The 17,315-nt window shown below is 61.1% G+C and carries 13 protein-coding genes and 1 pseudogene; 6 read left to right on the top strand and 8 right to left on the bottom strand.

Translation table 11 applies throughout. The features are described 5' to 3' along the window. Window positions 1–48 precede the first annotated feature (48 nt). Window positions 49–531, bottom strand: a complete 483-nt coding sequence (locus tag AAEZ05_RS26375; protein WP_350649504.1) for a hypothetical protein — start codon at window positions 529–531, stop codon at window positions 49–51. Window positions 532–806: 275 nt separating this feature from the next. After that, window positions 807–1,031 carry a hypothetical protein gene (locus tag AAEZ05_RS26370; protein WP_008031832.1) on the bottom strand — a complete coding sequence of 75 codons (225 nt, stop codon included), beginning with the start codon at window positions 1,029–1,031 and terminating at the stop codon, window positions 807–809. A gap of 983 nt (window positions 1,032–2,014) precedes the next feature. Between AAEZ05_RS26370 and AAEZ05_RS26365 the strand changes: the two genes are divergently transcribed. Both AAEZ05_RS26365 and AAEZ05_RS26360 read left to right on the top strand, forming a co-directional pair. Next, window positions 2,015–2,338, top strand: a complete 324-nt coding sequence (locus AAEZ05_RS26365) for an SEL1-like repeat protein (RefSeq protein ID WP_082069201.1) — start codon at window positions 2,015–2,017, stop codon at window positions 2,336–2,338. A gap of 175 nt (window positions 2,339–2,513) precedes the next feature. After that, a complete protein-coding gene (locus tag AAEZ05_RS26360; RefSeq protein WP_350649518.1) occupies window positions 2,514–3,878 on the top strand; it encodes a DNA recombination protein RmuC in 1,365 nt (454 codons plus the stop codon). 104 nt (window positions 3,879–3,982) lie between these two features. Here the strand turns inward: AAEZ05_RS26360 and AAEZ05_RS26355 are convergent, their stop codons facing one another. After that, window positions 3,983–7,453: a hybrid sensor histidine kinase/response regulator gene (locus tag AAEZ05_RS26355; protein WP_350649502.1), complete on the bottom strand. Its 3,471-nt coding sequence runs from the start codon at window positions 7,451–7,453 to the stop codon at window positions 3,983–3,985. Between the two features lie 96 nt (window positions 7,454–7,549). On the opposite strand from AAEZ05_RS26355, the pseudogene AAEZ05_RS26350 reads away from it, so the two are divergent. The 3 genes and pseudogenes from AAEZ05_RS26350 to AAEZ05_RS26340 all read left to right on the top strand — a co-directional run. Beyond that, window positions 7,550–7,808: pseudogene (locus tag AAEZ05_RS26350) on the top strand (MFS transporter); the annotation flags it as partial. A 113-nt stretch (window positions 7,809–7,921) separates the two neighbouring features. Then, window positions 7,922–9,058 (top strand): TDT family transporter, encoded by a 1,137-nt coding sequence (locus AAEZ05_RS26345; protein ID WP_350649500.1) that lies wholly within the window; start codon window positions 7,922–7,924, stop codon window positions 9,056–9,058. Window positions 9,059–9,170: 112 nt separating this feature from the next. Next, complete coding sequence (locus tag AAEZ05_RS26340) at window positions 9,171–11,045, top strand: MFS transporter (RefSeq protein WP_350649498.1); 1,875 nt, start codon at window positions 9,171–9,173, stop codon at window positions 11,043–11,045. A gap of 44 nt (window positions 11,046–11,089) precedes the next feature. Here AAEZ05_RS26340 and AAEZ05_RS26335 read toward each other — a convergent pair whose 3' ends face one another. From AAEZ05_RS26335 to AAEZ05_RS26315, 5 genes are all read right to left on the bottom strand, one after another. Further along, window positions 11,090–12,016 carry a GGDEF domain-containing protein gene (locus tag AAEZ05_RS26335; protein ID WP_205892554.1) on the bottom strand — a complete coding sequence of 309 codons (927 nt, stop codon included), beginning with the start codon at window positions 12,014–12,016 and terminating at the stop codon, window positions 11,090–11,092. A gap of 374 nt (window positions 12,017–12,390) precedes the next feature. Continuing rightward, a complete protein-coding gene (locus AAEZ05_RS26330; protein ID WP_205892553.1) occupies window positions 12,391–13,131 on the bottom strand; it encodes a YciK family oxidoreductase in 741 nt (246 codons plus the stop codon). Window positions 13,132–13,239: 108 nt separating this feature from the next. Next, window positions 13,240–13,911, bottom strand: coding sequence for an N-acetylmuramic acid 6-phosphate phosphatase MupP (mupP, locus tag AAEZ05_RS26325; RefSeq protein WP_122838019.1), 672 nt, complete (start codon window positions 13,909–13,911; stop codon window positions 13,240–13,242). 4 nt (window positions 13,912–13,915) lie between these two features. Continuing rightward, complete coding sequence (gene ubiG / locus AAEZ05_RS26320) at window positions 13,916–14,614, bottom strand: bifunctional 2-polyprenyl-6-hydroxyphenol methylase/3-demethylubiquinol 3-O-methyltransferase UbiG (RefSeq protein ID WP_045060585.1); 699 nt, start codon at window positions 14,612–14,614, stop codon at window positions 13,916–13,918. A 57-nt stretch (window positions 14,615–14,671) separates the two neighbouring features. Further along, window positions 14,672–16,006, bottom strand: coding sequence for a TRZ/ATZ family hydrolase (locus AAEZ05_RS26315; RefSeq protein WP_350649495.1), 1,335 nt, complete (start codon window positions 16,004–16,006; stop codon window positions 14,672–14,674). A 107-nt stretch (window positions 16,007–16,113) separates the two neighbouring features. Between AAEZ05_RS26315 and mtnA the strand changes: the two genes are divergently transcribed. Further along, window positions 16,114–17,190 (top strand): S-methyl-5-thioribose-1-phosphate isomerase, encoded by a 1,077-nt coding sequence (gene mtnA, locus AAEZ05_RS26310; RefSeq protein WP_350649490.1) that lies wholly within the window; start codon window positions 16,114–16,116, stop codon window positions 17,188–17,190. The last annotated feature ends 125 nt before the right edge of the window (window positions 17,191–17,315 follow it).

Below are 17,315 nucleotides of genomic sequence, written 5' to 3'. Positions count from 1 at the left end.
ATCAGACCGGATTCGCCGCGAGTTGGGCGATTTTGCGAAGTGGGTGGATCAACAGGCGACCTGATTCAGCGTTGAAACACAGGTATGCCAGGCGTAGGTGAAATCACGGAGGCGGCCTTGGGGATGGAAGGTCTGGCGCCAGATGCGGGCCATCCCTAGCAGATCATCGGCTTCGGGGAGCGAGGTGTTTTGTTCTTCTACCAGCAGCCAGGCGATGGCGGTGGCGTAACGCAGGTTGACGGTCAATTCCAGATGCGGGCTGCTGAGGAATGCATGCTGGCTCGCCAGGCCCCGCACCAGGCTGGCACGCTCCGGGTCCAGGGCCAGGTAATGATCCCATAGCGCCTGGTGGCGCGGTTCGGCGATACGGTACAGGCCGTGGCCACGGCGGTCGTGCAGGGCGGAACCAAGGGCTGACTGGCTGGCGGCGATACCCAGCAGCAGGGATTCGGCAGTTGCGCTGTGGCGTCCGAGGTAGAGCAAGGTCGGACGGATCACATAGCGGCACAGTTCGCTGGCAGCGATACCCATAAAGCCCTCGGAGCGGAAGTGGTCGGCGATACCTGAAAGGGGGCCTTGGCAGCGATGGATCGGTTCAGGCTCGCCGGAAGCGGATCAAGCCGCTTGAGTTGAAGTGTAGTGTCATATTCGCGACGTAAAGGCCTGTTTTTAAAATATTTCCGCCGGCCAGTTATAACCGTTATATCGGTTGGTGCTTAAGCTTTGGCGGCTGGAAGGGAAATATCAGGCAATAAAAAGCCCCGCGTTTTAAGCGAGGCTTTTGATGTTTCAGTCTTTCTGGCGTATCAGGCAACCAGTGCCTGACGGGTACGCTCGATCACGGCCTGCAGCGGTTCGGCGCTGGAGTACTGATCGGGGTAGAGGCGTTCGCTGTGACGAGCGATGCCGTGTTCGTTGACCAGAGTGAAGCTGAAGCAGCCTTTGCGAGCGGCCATGATCAGGCAGTTCATTGGTGCAAAAGCGTTGGTTAGGGTGCGGATAGCATCCTGGGTGTGGATTTGAGTAGTCATTATTGGGTGTTCCTACAAGCGACACGGATAAGAGCCGTGCAAAATTAAAACGTTCCAGTGACGACGACCACCGTTGGTCGACCGAAGAACCCGACTGGAACAAAGCAGCCAGTTTGAAGCGCTGATAATTGGCGCGCTTGGGCTGGCAGGTAGGTACTTAGGAGGGCAGGCAACACATCAAGGGCAAAGGTTCTGGGCCCGGGGTGAAGATCCTGATCAATTTGCAGGCTGGTTCGGTCAGAGTAAGTGGGCCTGGCAATACCCTTTGCTTTCGATCAAAGGCTGTATTGACGCAAGGTTTACCTGGAAACCATCGAGGTGGTCGGTCCCGCTTGTTCGGATGGGCTTCGTTTATGAAGGCTGTCCGGGGGGATTTGTTCGACCAGAATTGACTTTCAGCTTGGTACTAACGCCGTAGATACTAACAAAACGATTTTGGTAATGGAAGGGGTATAAGCAAAGAAACCTTTGTGATCACAATCGAACGAGTTTTTCAGGTATGGCCGTTGGTCGGGTGCGCTGTCCAGTAGCACAGAATCCGACCGCTGGTTGAGCACGCAGGCTTGGCCCCAGACCGGTCTGGATCAAGGGTTGTGAACGAGTAATCAACAGGTTCGTAGCGCAAAATGCGCCGAAAAAGCGCATTGATATAACCGTCGCGAAGGTACTTGTGCACATTAGTTGCGCACGCTGTCACGGCACTGTCATCTGACTCGCAAGCGCAGTGGGTGCCTGTAACCAAAATTTAAGTCAATGAAAAACATCGCTTTTTTTTACTGGTGAAAAAATCGTCAGTTTGACTGCGAGCCCCATTCCACAGGGGTTTGCGAGAGTTCAAGGCAGGTTGTCCACTGAGTTATCCACAGCTTCTGTGGATTGTCCCGAGCGCTTGCTCTAGGACGGGCGTGCCGGGTTTTTTAAGCTTTACCTGTAGGAAAAAAAGAGTAGAGTGGCGCGCCTTCCGATCTGCCCTACAGTGTTTTATGAAGTTTCGTTCAGTATCAGTTTCCGTAACCTCTTCACCCACCGCCGCTGTCCCTCCCAAACGCTTTTCCATGCGTGTGGCCGAGTGGCTTCTGGACAGCCCGCGCCTGGGCGACAACCCGAACGTGAAACACCTCGCCGGACGTCTGCTCAAGCAGCCGGCACGGGAAGGCGTGGTGGCAGCGCAAAGCCGCCTCGGCCAGCTGATGTGTCGTGAGTGCGGCAATGCCCGCGATCGCCGCATCGGCCAGGACCTGCTGCGCCAGGCGGCGCGGGCAGGGGATCGGCGCGCACAGCGGGAACTGGGGCTGGTCGAAGACTGAGCTGTCCAAGACCTGACGCCTTGGTTAACCTTCAAGCTTTATCTCATCGGCAGGAGCGGCTATGGCTATGGACTTGACCAGCATTTTGCTTGGTCTTGCGGGGGCTGCCCTGCCGTTGTTGGTACTCGCCTGGCAATTGCAGCGCCGCGCCAGCGTGACGCAGGCGCAAGTGGCATTGCTGCAGGAGCGGCTGGCGATGTCCCTGCTGGCGCAGGATGGCCTGAACGCCCAGCTGGAAACCAGCCGAGATGAAATCGCTGACCTCAGTCAGATCAACACGACCAGGCAGGCCGAGCTGGCCGCACTGCGCCGCGAAGTCGAACTGTTGCAGGTCGAGCGCGACGACGCCCGGGACGCCGCGCATGCCTGGAACATCGAGCGCGCTGGCAAAGAGGCTGAGCTGCGCCGTCTCGACGCCCAGGCCGCTTCCCTGCATGCCGAGCTGCGCGAACAACAGGAAAGCCATCAGCAACGGCTCAGCGACCTCCAGGGCTCGCGGGATGAGTTGCGTGCCCAGTTCGCCGAACTGGCGGGCAAGATCTTCGATGAGCGCGAGCAGCGGTTCGCCGAGACCAGCCAGCAGCGCCTGGGCCAGTTGCTGGATCCGCTGAAAGAGCGCATCCAGTCATTCGAAAAGCGTGTCGAAGAAAGTTACCAGGCTGAGGCGCGGGAGCGTTTCTCGCTGGCCAAGGAACTGGAGCGCCTGCAGCAGTTGAACCTGCGGTTGAGCGACGAAGCCACCAACCTGACCCGCGCACTCAAAGGGCAGAAAACCCAGGGCAACTGGGGTGAGCTGATCCTTGAGCGGGTGTTGGAACACGCGGGCCTGGAGAAGGGCCGCGAGTACCAGACTCAGGTCACGCTCAAAGGTCCCGACGGCGAGCGGTTCCAGCCGGACGTCATCATCTATTTGCCGGGCGACAAGCAGGTGGTGGTCGACTCCAAGGTCAGCCTGACGGCTTACCAGCAGTACGTGGCGGCTGATGATGAGGCCATCGGCCAGATCGCCCTCAAGCAACATGTGCTGTCCCTGCGCACCCATGTCAAAGGCTTGTCCGGCAAGGACTACAAGCGTCTCGACGGCTTGCACAGCCTGGATTTCGTGTTGCTGTTCGTGCCGATCGAAGCGGCGTTCTCGGCGGCGCTGCAGGCGGAGCCGACGTTGTTCCAGGAAGCATTCGACCGCAACATCGTGATCGTGAGCCCGACCACCTTGCTGGCCACTCTGCGAGTGATCGACAGCCTGTGGAAACAGGAGCGCCAGAGCCAGAACGCGCGTGAAATCGCCGAGCGGGCCGGTTGGCTGTATGACAAGTTCGTGTTGTTCATCCAGGACCTGGACGAGGTCGGCAATCGCCTGCAACAGTTGGACAAGGCCTACAGCTCGGCGCGCAACAAGCTGACAGAGGGCCGGGGCAACCTGGTCAGTCGCAGTGAGCAGCTGAAGTTGCTGGGCGCGCGGGCGAGCAAGAGCCTGCCGGCGGATCTGCTGGAGCGGGCGATGACGGATGTGGATGGGTTGGCGGAGTTGCCGGAGTAGAAGCCCCAGAGTCAAAAGATCGTCCGAACTCGGCCCGAGCCTCCGGCAGCTCCTACATCGGATGGTGTACAGCCCTGTAGGAGCTGCCGAAGGCTGCGATCTTTTTAAAGCGGCAAATGCTTGCTCAATAACGCCCTGAGCGCCGCCGGCTTAACCGGTTTGGCCAGGTACCCAAGCCCTGCCGCATGCACCTGGGCGACCATCTCCGGCCGACCATCGGCACTGATCACCACTCCCGGCACCGGCTCACCCAGGCGAGTGCGTAGCCAGGCCATCAATTCGGTGCCGGTTTCGCCGTCGTCCAGGTGGTAATCGACCAGCGCCAGTTGCGGGCGCATCCCCTCGCTGAGCAGGGCCGCGCACTCATCGCGATTGCGCGCAGTCCACACCTGGCAGCCCCAGCGAGTCAGCAGGCTGTTCATGCCGATAAGGATACTGTCCTCGTTGTCGACGCAGAGCACCTGGGCACCACTCAACAATTTGCCGTTGAGCTCGGCAGTCTTGACCGGCAACGCTGCCTGCGCCTGGGCCAAAGGCACGCACACGCTGAACACACTGCCACGCCCCGGCCGTGAGCGGACTTGCAGGCGATGGCCTAAAACCCGACACAGGCCGTCGGCAATCGCCAGGCCCAGGCCCAGGCCTTTCTCGGCGCGAGTCTGATGACTGTCGAGGCGTTTGAATTCTTCGAAAATGACCTTCTGCTTGTCCTCGGCAATGCCCGGCCCGCGATCCCAGACCTCCAGCCACACCTCGCCCTGGCGTCGCCGGACGCCCAGCAGCACCGGGCCTTTGGCGTAACGGAAAGCGTTGGTAAGGAAATTCTGCAAAATGCGCCGCAGCAATTTGATGTCGCTTTCGACCCGCAACTTGCTGCCGCGCACGCGGAATTTCAGGCCCTGGTCCCTGGCGAGCGCCTTGAACTCCGCACCCAGCACATCGAACAGCTCATTGAGCTCGAACGGCTTCGAATCGGGGTTGATCTTGCCGTTTTCCAGGCGGGAAATGTCCAGCAAGTCGCTGATCAGGTCTTCGGCAGAGCGCAACGAGGTGTCCAGGTGCTGTACCAGTTTTTGTGCTTCGCTGGACAGGCCGTCGTCCTGATGGGAGAGGGCGGCGGAGAACAGTCGGGCGGCGTTCAGCGGCTGCATCAGGTCGTGACTGACCGCCGCGAGGAAGCGGGTCTTGGACTGATTGGCAGACTCGGCGGTACCTTTGGCCTCGGTGAGGGCGACGTTGAGTTGCGACAGTTCGTGGGTGCGTTCGGTCACCCGGCGTTCCAGGCCTTCATTGGCTTCGGTCAGCGCCTGTTCGGCCTCACGGAACGCGGTGATGTCGGTGAAACTCATGACGAAGCCGCCACCGGGCATCGGGTTGCCGATCAGCTCGATCACCCGGCCATTCGGAAACAGCCGCTCGGACGTGTGGGCGCGGCCCTGGCGCATCCAGTGCAGGCGGCGGGCGACGTGCACTTCCGCTTCGCCCGGGCCACACAGGCCGCGCTCGGCGTTGTGCCGAATGATGTCGGCAATCGGCCGGCCGACGCTGATCAGGCCATCCGGGTAGTTGAACAGTTCGAGGTAGCGCCGGTTCCACGCCACCAGCTTCAGCGACTGGTCGACCACGCTGATACCCTGGGTGATGTTTTCGATCGCGCCTTGCAGCAACGCACGGTTGAATTGCAGAACTTCGGAGGCTTCGTCGGCGATTCGGACGACATCCTCGAGTTGCATCTCGCGGCCTTCGATCGCCGCTTTCACCACTGCGCGAGTAGACGAGGCACCCAGGACGCCCGCCAGCAAGCGCTCGGTGTGGGCGATCCACTCGCCGTCGGCATTCTGGTTCGGGTTGAAGCCTTTGCCCTGGCGATAGGCGAAGCGGATGAAACTCTGGCGGGCACGTTCCTCACCGACAAAGCGTGCAGCGAGCTGCAGCAGGTCGTCGATCTGCACCGCCAGCATCGAGCGTGCGCTTGGCCGGGCGCTGATTTCCTGGCCAATGAATCGACCGGCCTGCCAGTGTTCGGACACCCGTGTGCGCGACAGTACCGAGACCCAGGCGAATAGCGTGAAGTTGCCCACCAGCGACAGCACCACCCCTTGAGTCAGTGGGGTAATGGGCAGATTCAGCGGATTGCTCTGCAGCCAGCCCAGGCCGGGGAAGGTGCTCAGCGACCAGCCCAGGCTGTGCGCCGCAATCGGCAGCACCAGGGTGTAGAACCAGAGAAAGGTCCCGGCGGCCAGGCCGGCGAAAACGCCGCGGCGGTTGGCCTGCTTCCAGTAAAGTGCGCCCAGCATGGCGGGGGCCAGTTGGGTTACGGCGGCAAAAGCGATCTGGCCGATGGTCGCCAGGCTCGCGGTGGAGCCCAGCAGGCGATAGCTGACGTACGCCAGCAGCAGGATCACCACAATGCTGACCCGGCGCACCGACAGCATCCACTGGCGGAACACTTCGAACGGGCGCTCGGCATTGTTGCGCCGCAGCAACCATGGCAACAGCATGTCGTTGGAAACCATGGTCGACAGCGCGACACTCGCCACGATCACCATACCGGTCGCCGCCGAGGCACCGCCAATAAACGCCAGCAGCGCCAGGGCAGGGTGGGCCTGGGCCAGCGGCAGGCTGATGACGAACGAATCCGGCAGCACCGAGCTGGGCAACAGCATCTGCCCGGCCAGTGCGATCGGCACGACAAACAGCGCGGCCAGGGCCAGATAGGCCGGAAACACCCACTTGGCCAGGCGCAGATCCTGCGGGTCGATGTTTTCCACCACGGTCACGTGGAATTGCCGGGGCAGGCAGATGATCGCCATCATCGCCACCCCGGTCTGCACGATCATCGATGGCCAGTTGATCGTCTCCTTCCAGTACTGCTCCAGGCGCGGGGCCAGCATGGCCTGGTCAAACAGGTCTTCGAAACCGTCGTACAAACCATAAGTCACGAACGCACCCACCGCGAGGAAGGCGAACAGCTTGACCAGCGATTCAAAGGCAATGGCCAGCACCATGCCGCGGTGGTGTTCGGTGGCGTCCAGGTTGCGAGTGCCGAACACAATGGTGAACAGTGCCAGCACCAGTGACACGATCAGTGCCGTGTCCTGGGCCCGCACGCCCATCGCGTCGGCACCGGCGCCGATCAGCAGGTTTACGCCGAGCACGATGCCCTTGAGCTGCAGGGCGATGTAGGGCAATACCCCGACCAGGCAGATCAACGCCACCACTACCGCCAGGGATTGGGATTTGCCATAACGCGCGGCGATGAAGTCGGCAATGGAGGTGATGTTCTCCTGCTTGCTGATCATCACCATTTTCTGCAGCACCCACGGCGCGCACACCAGCAGCAGAATCGGCCCGAGGTAGATCGGCAGGAATGACCAGAGCTGTTCGGCGGCCTGGCCCACGGCGCCGAAGAACGTCCAGCTGGTGCAATACACCGCCAGCGACAGGCTATAGACCCACGCACGCACCCGCGGCGGCAGCGGCGTGGCGCGACGGTCGCCGTAGAAGGCGATGGCAAACATGATGGCCATATAGGCCAGGGCGACGGCGGCGATCAGCCCGCTGGACAGCGACATGAGAACTCCAGGGCAAAGACATCCGGGACTCCATCCCGGTCAGACAGTCTCGCACGATGCAAGGGGTTAGTCAGTGTCGACCAAGGTCGTGGCTTGGCGGGGTTTCTTGGCGCGGTGCGCAGCCTCGTACCGCTGGCCTTGCCCCACGAGCGGGCCGGTTTGATGTCGGCGTTCTATGCGCTCAGCTATCTGGCGTTCTGCCTGCCAGCGTTGCTGGCCGGCAGCCTGACTCGCACCTTTGGCCTGGTGGCCTCCACCGACGGCTATGGTGCGGTATTGATAGTCCTGGCGCTGGGGGGCGTTGTTTACGCTGGTGCGCCAGCGGCCAGTGAAAGTGTGTAGCGAGGTCCGGTAACCGCTATGGTCTATATCTGCAAAACAGATAACAGTTAGAGATATTACCCGTTATATAGATATTCGATTCGGATCTACCATGAATTCCACCTCACCAGAGGACAGGAGTTCGCCATGACATGCACCACCCTCAAGCCCTTCACTCAGTTGCAGCACCCCCGCGAAGTCGTTCGCCAGTTCACGCCGAACTGGTTCGCCGCCACCATGGGCACCGGTGTATTGGCCCTGGCGCTGGCTCAGCTGCCATTTAACGTGCCGGGCCTGCGCGCTGCGGCCGAAGCGCTGTGGCTGTTCAATATCGGTTTGTTCGCGTTGTTCACCGTACTGTACGCGGCGCGCTGGACATGGTTTTTTCACGAGGCGCGGCGCATCTTCGGGCATTCCACGGTATCGATGTTCTTCGGCACCATCCCCATGGGCCTGGCGACCATCATCAACGGCTTCCTGGTGTTCGGCCTGCCGCGCTGGGGTGAGGGCGTGATTCAACTGGCCGAGGCGCTGTGGTGGCTGGACGTGGCGATGGCGCTGGCGTGTGGGGTGTTGATTCCCTACATGATGTTCACCCGGCAAGAGCACAGCATCGACCAGATGACCGCCGTCTGGCTGTTGCCGGTGGTCGCGGCGGAAGTGGCCGCGGCCAGTGGTGGCTTGCTCGCGCCGCACCTGGCCGACGCACATTCGCAGCTGGTGGTGCTGGTGACCAGCTACGTACTCTGGGCCTTCTCCCTGCCAGTGGCCTTCAGCATCCTGACCATCCTGATGCTGCGCATGGCCCTGCATAAACTGCCTCACGAAAACATGGCCGCTTCGAGCTGGCTGGCGCTGGGCCCCATTGGTACCGGTGCGCTCGGCATGTTGCTGCTGGGCGGCGATGCGCCGGCGATCTTCGCGGCCAATGCAATGGGCGGCATCGGTGAAATAGCCGCTGGCCTGGGCCTGATCGCCGGGATCACGCTGTGGGGGTTCGGCCTGTGGTGGATGCTGATTGCGCTGCTGATCACTGTGCGCTACCTGCGCGCGGGCATTCCATTCAACCTGGGCTGGTGGGGCTTCACCTTTCCCCTCGGCGTGTATGCCCTGGCCACCTTGAAACTGGCCAACGTCCTGAGCCTGATGTTCTTCAGCCTGTTCGGCTGCCTGCTGGTGGCCATGCTCGCGGTGATGTGGCTGATCGTCGGTAAACGCACGGTGCAAGGCGCGTGGCGCGGCGAGCTGTTTGTCTCACCTTGCATTGCAGGTTTAAGGAAATAAACGGCGAACACAGGTAATTTGTGGCCTGAAGCAGGATTTGTCATTCCAAGTACTGTATGCACTGGTTTAGACGCCACTCATTACCCAAAATCATCACGGGGACACACGGAAGATGAGTCATCCCTCACAGTTCACTTTGCTGCGCACCCGGCGTTTCCTGCCGTTTTTCGTGACACAGTCCCTCGGGGCATTCAACGACAACATATTCAAACAGTCGCTGATCCTCGCCATCCTGTACAAGTTGACCATCGATGGCGATCGCTCGATTTGGGTCAATCTGTGTGCGTTGCTGTTTATCCTGCCGTTTTTCCTGTTCTCGGCGCTGGCCGGTCAGTTCGGCGAGAAGTTCGCCAAGGACGCGCTGATCCGCCTGATCAAGCTCGGGGAAATCGCCATCATGGCGGTCGGCGCGGTGGGTTTCATGTTCGACCACCTGTGGTTGATGCTGCTGGCGCTGTTTGCCATGGGCACTCACTCCGCGCTGTTTGGTCCGGTGAAATACTCGATCCTGCCCCAGGCCTTGCGCGATGAGGAGCTGGTGGGCGGCAACGGGCTAGTGGAGATGGGCACCTTCCTGGCGATTCTCGCGGGCACCATCGGCGCCGGCATCATGATGTCGTCCAGTCATTACGCACCGATTGTTTCCACCGCGATCATCGGCGTGGCCGTGCTCGGCTACCTCGCCAGTCGCAGCATTCCGCGTGCTGCCGCGTCATCCCCGCAGATGCGCCTGAACTGGAACATCTTCAGCCAGTCCTGGGCGACTTTGAAATTGGGCCTGGGGCAGACTCCGGCGGTGTCGCGTTCGATCGTCGGCAACTCGTGGTTCTGGTTTGTCGGCGCAATCTACCTGACGCAGATCCCGGCTTACGCCAAGGAATGGATGCACGGCGACGAGACCGTAGTGACGCTGATCCTGACGGTGTTTTCGGTGGGCATCGCGCTGGGCTCGATGCTGTGCGAGAAGCTCTCGGGGCGTAAAGTCGAGATCGGCCTGGTGCCATTCGGCTCGTTTGGCCTGACGGTGTTCGGACTGTTGCTGTGGTGGCATTCCGGCGGGATTCCCGACAGCGTCACGGGCCACGGCTGGCTTGAAGTGCTGGGGTTCGCCCATACCTGGCTGGTGTTGATCGACATCCTGGGACTCGGCGTATTTGGCGGTTTTTACATCGTTCCGCTGTACGCGCTGATCCAGTCGCGCACGCCGGAGAACGAGCGGGCGCGGGTCATCGCTGCCAACAACATCCTCAACGCGCTGTTCATGGTGGTCTCGGCGATTGTCTCGATCGTTCTGCTGAGCATGGTCGAGCTGTCGATCCCGCAGCTGTTCCTGGTGGTGTCGCTGCTCAACATCGGCGTCAATGCCTACATCTTCAGCATTGTTCCCGAGTTCAGCATGCGCTTCATGATCTGGCTGCTCAGCCATTCCATGTACCGCGTCGAGCATCGCAACCTGGAGCAGATTCCTGATGAAGGCGCGGCATTGCTGGTGTGCAACCACGTATCCTTTGTTGACGCCTTGCTGATTGGCGGGGCGGTGCGCCGGCCGATTCGCTTTGTGATGTACTACAAGATCTACAACCTGCCGGTGCTCAATTTCATCTTTCGCACAGCCGGGACGATCCCGATCGCCGGGCGCCAGGAAGATATCCAGATCTACGAGAAGGCCTTCACGCGCATTGCTCAATACCTCAAGGAGGGTGAACTGGTGTGCATCTTTCCGGAAGGCAAGCTGACCGTCGATGGCGAAATCAACGAGTTCAGGGGCGGTTTGACGCGCATTCTCGAAGAAACACCGGTGCCGGTGATTCCGCTGGCGTTGCAGGGGTTATGGGGAAGTTTCTTCAGCCGCGATCCGGGCAAGGGATTATTTCGTCGATTGTGGTCGAGGGTGACCCTGGTGGCCGGGGCCGCAGTGCCCGTCGAGGACGCCGAGCCGGCCAAGCTGCAGAACCTGGTGGGCGAGCTGCGTGGTGCAGTGCGCTGAAACAGTCGCCGCGGGCCGCATGATCAGCGTGCCCGCAAGCGAACTCAGCCGGCCATGGCCAGCCGGTTACGGCCTTCGCGCTTGGCCACGTACAGCGCGCTATCGGCCCGGCGCAACAGGCTCTCGGCCGATTCGCCGGGCAGCAAGGTCGAACAGCCAAGGCTCACCGTCAATTCAATGGATTTACCGTCCGCCAGGTACTCCCTGGTCTGGGTGGCAAAACGCAGGCGCTCGCCGACCATGGCCGCCGCTTCACGGCCGGTGTTGGACAGCAGGATCAGAAACTCCTCGCCGCCATAGCGGAACACCATGTCCACATTGCGCAACTGGCCCTTGATCGAGGCAGCAACGGCCTTGAGCACTTCATCACCCGCGCTGTGCCCATGAGTGTCGTTGATGCACTTGAAGTGGTCGATGTCCAGCATCAATAGCGACAGCGGCTGCAAATGCCGGCGCGACATGTCGATTTCCCGCTGCAGCGTCTGGTCCATGGCGACACGGTTGCCGGTGTCCGTCAGTGGATCGCGCAAGGCGCTCTGCGTGGCCACTCGGTAGAGCAGGGCGTTGCGCATCGGAAACAGCAGTGCAGACAACAGTGATTCGAGGTTGCCCTGCTCCTGTTCGGTGAAGCGCTGATTGCGGCGGAACGTCAGCTCGCCCAGATGTTCGCCCTCATGGCTCAGGCTGTAGCTGATGGAGTGGTGGCCGCGCTGGCCGAATTCCAGGCGCAGGTCGCTGGCCTTGTGCTGGTAGCTCAAGGCGTCGAGTGTCACGAGTCGCTGGATCTCGCGGAAGAAGAGCCCGAGTATGCGCTGTGGTTCCAGGCTGGTTTGCAGTTGCAACACCAGCTGCTGGCGTACTTGCGCAAGACTGATGGGCCTTTCCAGAATCCGGGGCTGTTGACCAAAGCCCAGGCGTTGCAATTTGGCACTGTCGAAGTCAATTGCGTTGGTCTGGGAAGGTGATTTCATATTGCATGCGCCCCTGAGCAGTAAGACTGTCTTACAAGCTGGGTGAGAGCGGCTTGTGGGCTGCGCGTCATACTGATCCGTCAGTCCCGTAGGACATCTGTGCCAAGTCTAGTCCGCTTTGCCGACGATTAGTAACCTATCGACTGGAGCCCTGCCCCTATCTGCTATCACTCGCGTGTCTGAGCAAAGTTAGAGCGAAACTCATGCCATTCGGTTCATTTGAATAAAAATTACTTTAAATCAACAGGTTATCTGCTGGTTAAGGCGTTTGGTCAGGAATCGGTGACGGATGTTTGACTTAAATAAGGGTTAGTTGCGTCGCCTGACAGGTGCCGCGGCGAAAAGCCGGCGCGGCACGAAGTCGACGTGCGGTATTACTGGGCGTTAAAAGCCTGACCGTTGACCCCGGAACTGTCCGGGCCCATCAGGTACAGATAGACCGGCATGATCTCCTCGGGAGTCGGGTTGTTCAGCGGATTTTCCCCTGGGTAAGCCTGGGCGCGCATGCTGGTGCGGGTCGCGCCCGGGTTGATGCTGTTGGAGCGCACCGGCGCAACGGTATCGACCTCGTCGGCCAGCGTTTGCATCAGGCCTTCGGTGGCGAACTTGGACACACCGTAAGCGCCCCAGTACGCCCGGCCCTTGCGCCCGACGCTGCTGGAGGTGAACACCACCGAGGCGTCCTGGGACAGCTTGAGCAGCGGCAGCAGGGTGCTGGTAAGCATGAACATGGCATTGACGTTGACTTGCATGACGCGCATGAAGTTTTCGCCCGACAGCTGTTCGATCGGCGTACGCGGGCCAATGATCGAGGCGTTGTGCAGCAGGCCGTCGAGGTGGCCGAACTCGGTTTCGATCATCGCCGCCAGTTCATCGTATTGATGGGGCAGGGCGGTTTCGAGGTTGAACGGGATGACGGCCGGTTGCGGGTGGCCAGCGGCTTCGATCTCGTCGTAGACCTGGGTCAGGTTGGCTTCGGTCTTGCCCAGCAGCAGTACGGTTGCGCCATGGGCTGCGTAGGTTTTCGCAGCCGCAGCGCCAATGCCGCGACCTGCGCCGGTGACCAGAATGACCCGGTCCTTGAGCAATTCAGGGCGGGCGGAATAATCAAACATGAGAACCTCGAACAAAAACCATTAGCGAGCCCAAAAGATCGCAGCCTGCGGCAGCTCCTACAGTGGTCGGCGTAGGAGCTGCCGAAGGCTGCGATCTTTTGACTTTAATCAGCAACTACACAAAGCGCTATCAAGCACCTTGCGCAACTCCAGCGGATGATCCACCACCACATCCGCACCCCAGTGCCGCGGGTTATCGTCCGGATGAATGTAGCCGTAGGTGACCGCCGCAGTACGGGTCCCGGCATCACGGCCGGACTCGATATCGCGCAGGTCATCGCCCACGAACAGCACGCTGGCCGGGTCCAGGTCGAGCATCTTGCACGCAAGGATCAACGGCTCCGGGTCCGGCTTGCTGTTCTTCACATGATCCGGGCAGATCAGCAGTGCCGAACGCTCGGCCAGGCCCAACTGCTGCATGATCGGCTCGGCGAAGCGCACCGGCTTGTTGGTGACCACGCCCCAGATCAGGTTGGCTTTCTCGATGTCGGCCAGCAGTTCGCCCATACCGTCGAACAGCTTGCTGTGCACCGCACATCCCTTGAGGTAGCGCTCGAGGAATTCCAGGCGCAGCGCTTCGAAGCCGGGCGCCTCCGGGTCCATGGCAAAGGTCGCTGCGACCATCGCCTTGGCGCCACCGGAGATTTCGTCGCGGATGTACTTGTCATTGATGGCCGGCAGGCCGCGCTCGGCGAGCATGGCCTGGCAAATGGCAATGAAGTCCGGCGCGGTGTCGAGCAGCGTGCCATCCATGTCGAAAAGGACCGCTCTGATACGCATCGGCTTACTCCTCGCGCAGGGTCTGGATCATGTAGTTGACGTCCACGTCGGAAGCCAGTTTGTAGTGCTTGGTCAGCGGGTTGTAGGTCAGGCCGATGATGTCCTTGACCGTCAGGCCGGCCATGCGGCTCCAGGCACCCAGTTCCGAGGGGCGAATGAATTTCTTGAAGTCATGGGTGCCGCGAGGCAGCAGCTTCATGATGTATTCGGCGCCGACGATGGCGAACAGGTAGGCCTTGGGATTGCGGTTGATGGTGGAGAAGAACACCTGGCCGCCGGGCTTGACCATGCGGTAGCAGGCGCGGATCACCGAGGACGGATCCGGTACGTGCTCGAGCATTTCCAGGCAGGTAACGACGTCGAACTGCTCGGGCATTTCTTCGGCCAGGGCTTCGGCAGTGATCTGCCGGTATTCGACGGTGACACCCGATTCCAGCTGGTGCAATTGAGCGACCGCCAGCGGGGCTTCGCCCATGTCGATGCCCATGACTGTCGCGCCGCGCTGGGCCATGGCCTCACTGAGAATGCCGCCGCCGCAACCGACGTCGAGGACTTTCTTGCCGGCCAGGTTGACGCGTTCGTCAATCCAGTTGACCCGCAGCGGGTTGATATCGTGCAGCGGCTTGAACTCGCTCTCGCGGTCCCACCAGCGATGGGCCAGGGCTTCGAATTTGGCGATTTCGGCGTAGTCGACGTTGCTCATGGTTCAATCCTCTAAAACTTGAAAAATCCTGTTGCCCCGGAATCTGTTCCGGGGGGCTTACGATTCGGTGCGGCCGCTGATGCGCTGGCCCCAGGCCTTGGCGGTGGCACACAGGTGCTCTTCGTCAAGGCGGGTCAGGCGACGGTCGTCGAGCAATTGCTTGCCGGCGACCCACAGGTGTTTCACACAGTCGCGACCGGTGGCATATATAAGCTGCGAAACCGGGTCATACACGGGTTGTTGCGCCAGCCCGGACAGATCGAACGCCACGATGTCCGCCGCCTTGCCGACTTCCAGCGAACCCACTTCGGCATCGATCCCCAGCGCCCGGGCGCCGTTGAGCGTGGCCATGCGCAGCGCGCGATGGGCATCCAGGGCGGTGGCCGAGCCGGCGACGGACTTGGCCAGCAACGCAGCGGTGCGGGTTTCGCCGAGCAAATCCAGGTCATTGTTGCTGGCGGCACCATCGGTACCCACGGCGACATTGACCCCAGCCTGCCATAAACGCTCCACCGGGCAGAATCCGCTGGCCAGCTTGAGGTTCGACTCCGGGCAGTGGATAACGTTGGTGTTGCTTTCTACCAGCAGTTGCAGGTCTTCATCGCTGATCTGGGTCATGTGCACCGCCTGGAAGCGCGGCCCCAACAGTCCCAGGCGAGCGAGCCGGGCCAGCGGGCGTTCGCCGCGCTGTTCTACCGACTGCTGCACTTCAAAAGCTGTCTCATGCACGTGCATGTGAATGGAGGCATCCAGCTCTTCGGCGATCACGCGGATTTTCTCCAGGTTTTCGTCGCCCACCGTGTAGGGTGCATGGGGGCCGAAGGTGATCCTGATGCGCTCATGGTGCTTGAGATCGCCAAACAGCTCCACGCCCTGACGAATGGCTTCGTCCGCCGTGCTGGCGCCGGGAATGGGGAAGTCGAGGATCGGAATCGCGATTTGCGCGCGAATACCGCTGTTGTGCACGCGCTCGCTGGCAACCTTGGGGAAGAAGTACATGTCAGAGAAGCAGGTGATGCCGCCTTTGATCTGTTCGGCGATTGCCAGGTCGGTGCCGTCACGCACGAAGTCTTCATCGACCCACTTGGCTTCGGCGGGCCAGATGTGGTTTTCCAGCCAGGTCATCAGGGGCAGGTCATCGGCCAGGCCACGGAACAGCGTCATGGCCGCATGGCCGTGGGCATTGATCAGGCCCGGGCTGAGCAGCATGTCCGGCAATTCCCGTACTTCGCGGGCCTCAAGCTTCAATGCCGCGCTGCGTGGGCCGATAAATACGATGCGCCCGTCGCGGATGCCGATGGCGTGCTCCTTGAGGACTACGCCAGCGGGTTCGACGGGTACCAGCCAGGTCGGCAGCAACAACAGGTCGAGCGCAGCGGCAGTGTTCGGCATCGAGGATCGGTTCCAGGGCTTTTGTAAAGGATGGCGAAGTATACCCGAGCGTCTTGGCGGGGGGATCGCTATAATCGGCGGCTTTGTTTCTGAGTGCGGGGTGAATAATGCGCGATCGACTGTTGGCTGCGGAGAAAGTGAAGGCCATCGATTGGCGCGATGGCGCCCTGTACCTGCTGGATCAGCGTGTTTTGCCGTTCGAGGAAACCTGGATCGCCTATACCGACGCCGCCGGTGTTGCCGAGGCCATTCGCTCTATGGTGGTGCGTGGCGCTCCGGCGATTGGCATCAGTGCGGCCTATGGCATCGTGCTGGCGGCGCGCGCCCGTGTTGCCCAAGGCCGCGACTGGTATGCGGCGCTGGAAGAGGATTTTGCCCTGCTGGCCGACTCTCGACCTACTGCGGTCAACCTGTTCTGGGCCCTGGGGCGCATGCATGATCGGCTTGATCGCGTGAAGAGTCAGGCTGACCCGCTGGCGGCGCTGGAAGCTGAAGCCATTGCCATTCACGAAAGTGATCGCGAAGCCAACCTGACCATGGCACAACTGGGCGTGGACCTGATCCGCAAGCACCAGGGTAACGCCCAGGCGATCCTCACCCATTGCAACACCGGCGCGCTGGCCACTGGCGGGTTCGGCACGGCGCTGGGGGTGATCCGCGGTGCGTTCATCGAAGGCATGGTCGAGCGCGTTTATGCCGACGAAACCCGGCCGTGGCTGCAGGGTTCACGGCTGACGGCCTGGGAGCTGGCCAATGAAGGCATCCCGGTGACGGTCAACGCCGACTCCGCGGCAGCGCATATCATGAAGACCAAAGGCATTACCTGGGTCATCGTCGGCGCTGACCGGATCACGGCCAATGGCGATGTGGCGAACAAGATCGGCACCTATCAGCTGGCGGTCAATGCCATGCACCACGGCGTACGCTTCATGGTGGTGGCGCCGAGTTCGACCATCGACATGCAACTGGCGAGCGGCGACGACATTCCGATCGAGGAGCGTGACGGGCGCGAGTTGCTGGAAGTCGGCGGCAAGCGGGTCGGCGCGGATGTCGATGCGTTCAACCCGGTGTTTGACGTGACGCCTGCGGACCTGATCGATGCGATCGTGACCGAGAAGGGCATTGTCGAGCGTCCGGACACCGCGAAGATGGCGCAGTTGATGTGCCGCAAGCGTCTGCATTGATTATTAGTGGCGTTCCACGGGACGCCATCGCCAGCAGGCTGGCTCCCACAGGGTTTGTGATCGATTCGGATCAATGTGGGAGCCAGCCTGCTGGCGACTAGGGTCTGAAAGTCAGTAAGGCTGGC

This window comes from Pseudomonas sp. HY13-MNA-CIBAN-0226 (assembly GCF_040310305.1).
Lineage (GTDB): Bacteria > Pseudomonadota > Gammaproteobacteria > Pseudomonadales > Pseudomonadaceae > Aquipseudomonas > Aquipseudomonas gregormendelii.
This window is presented reverse-complemented; position numbering and strand designations above follow the sequence as displayed.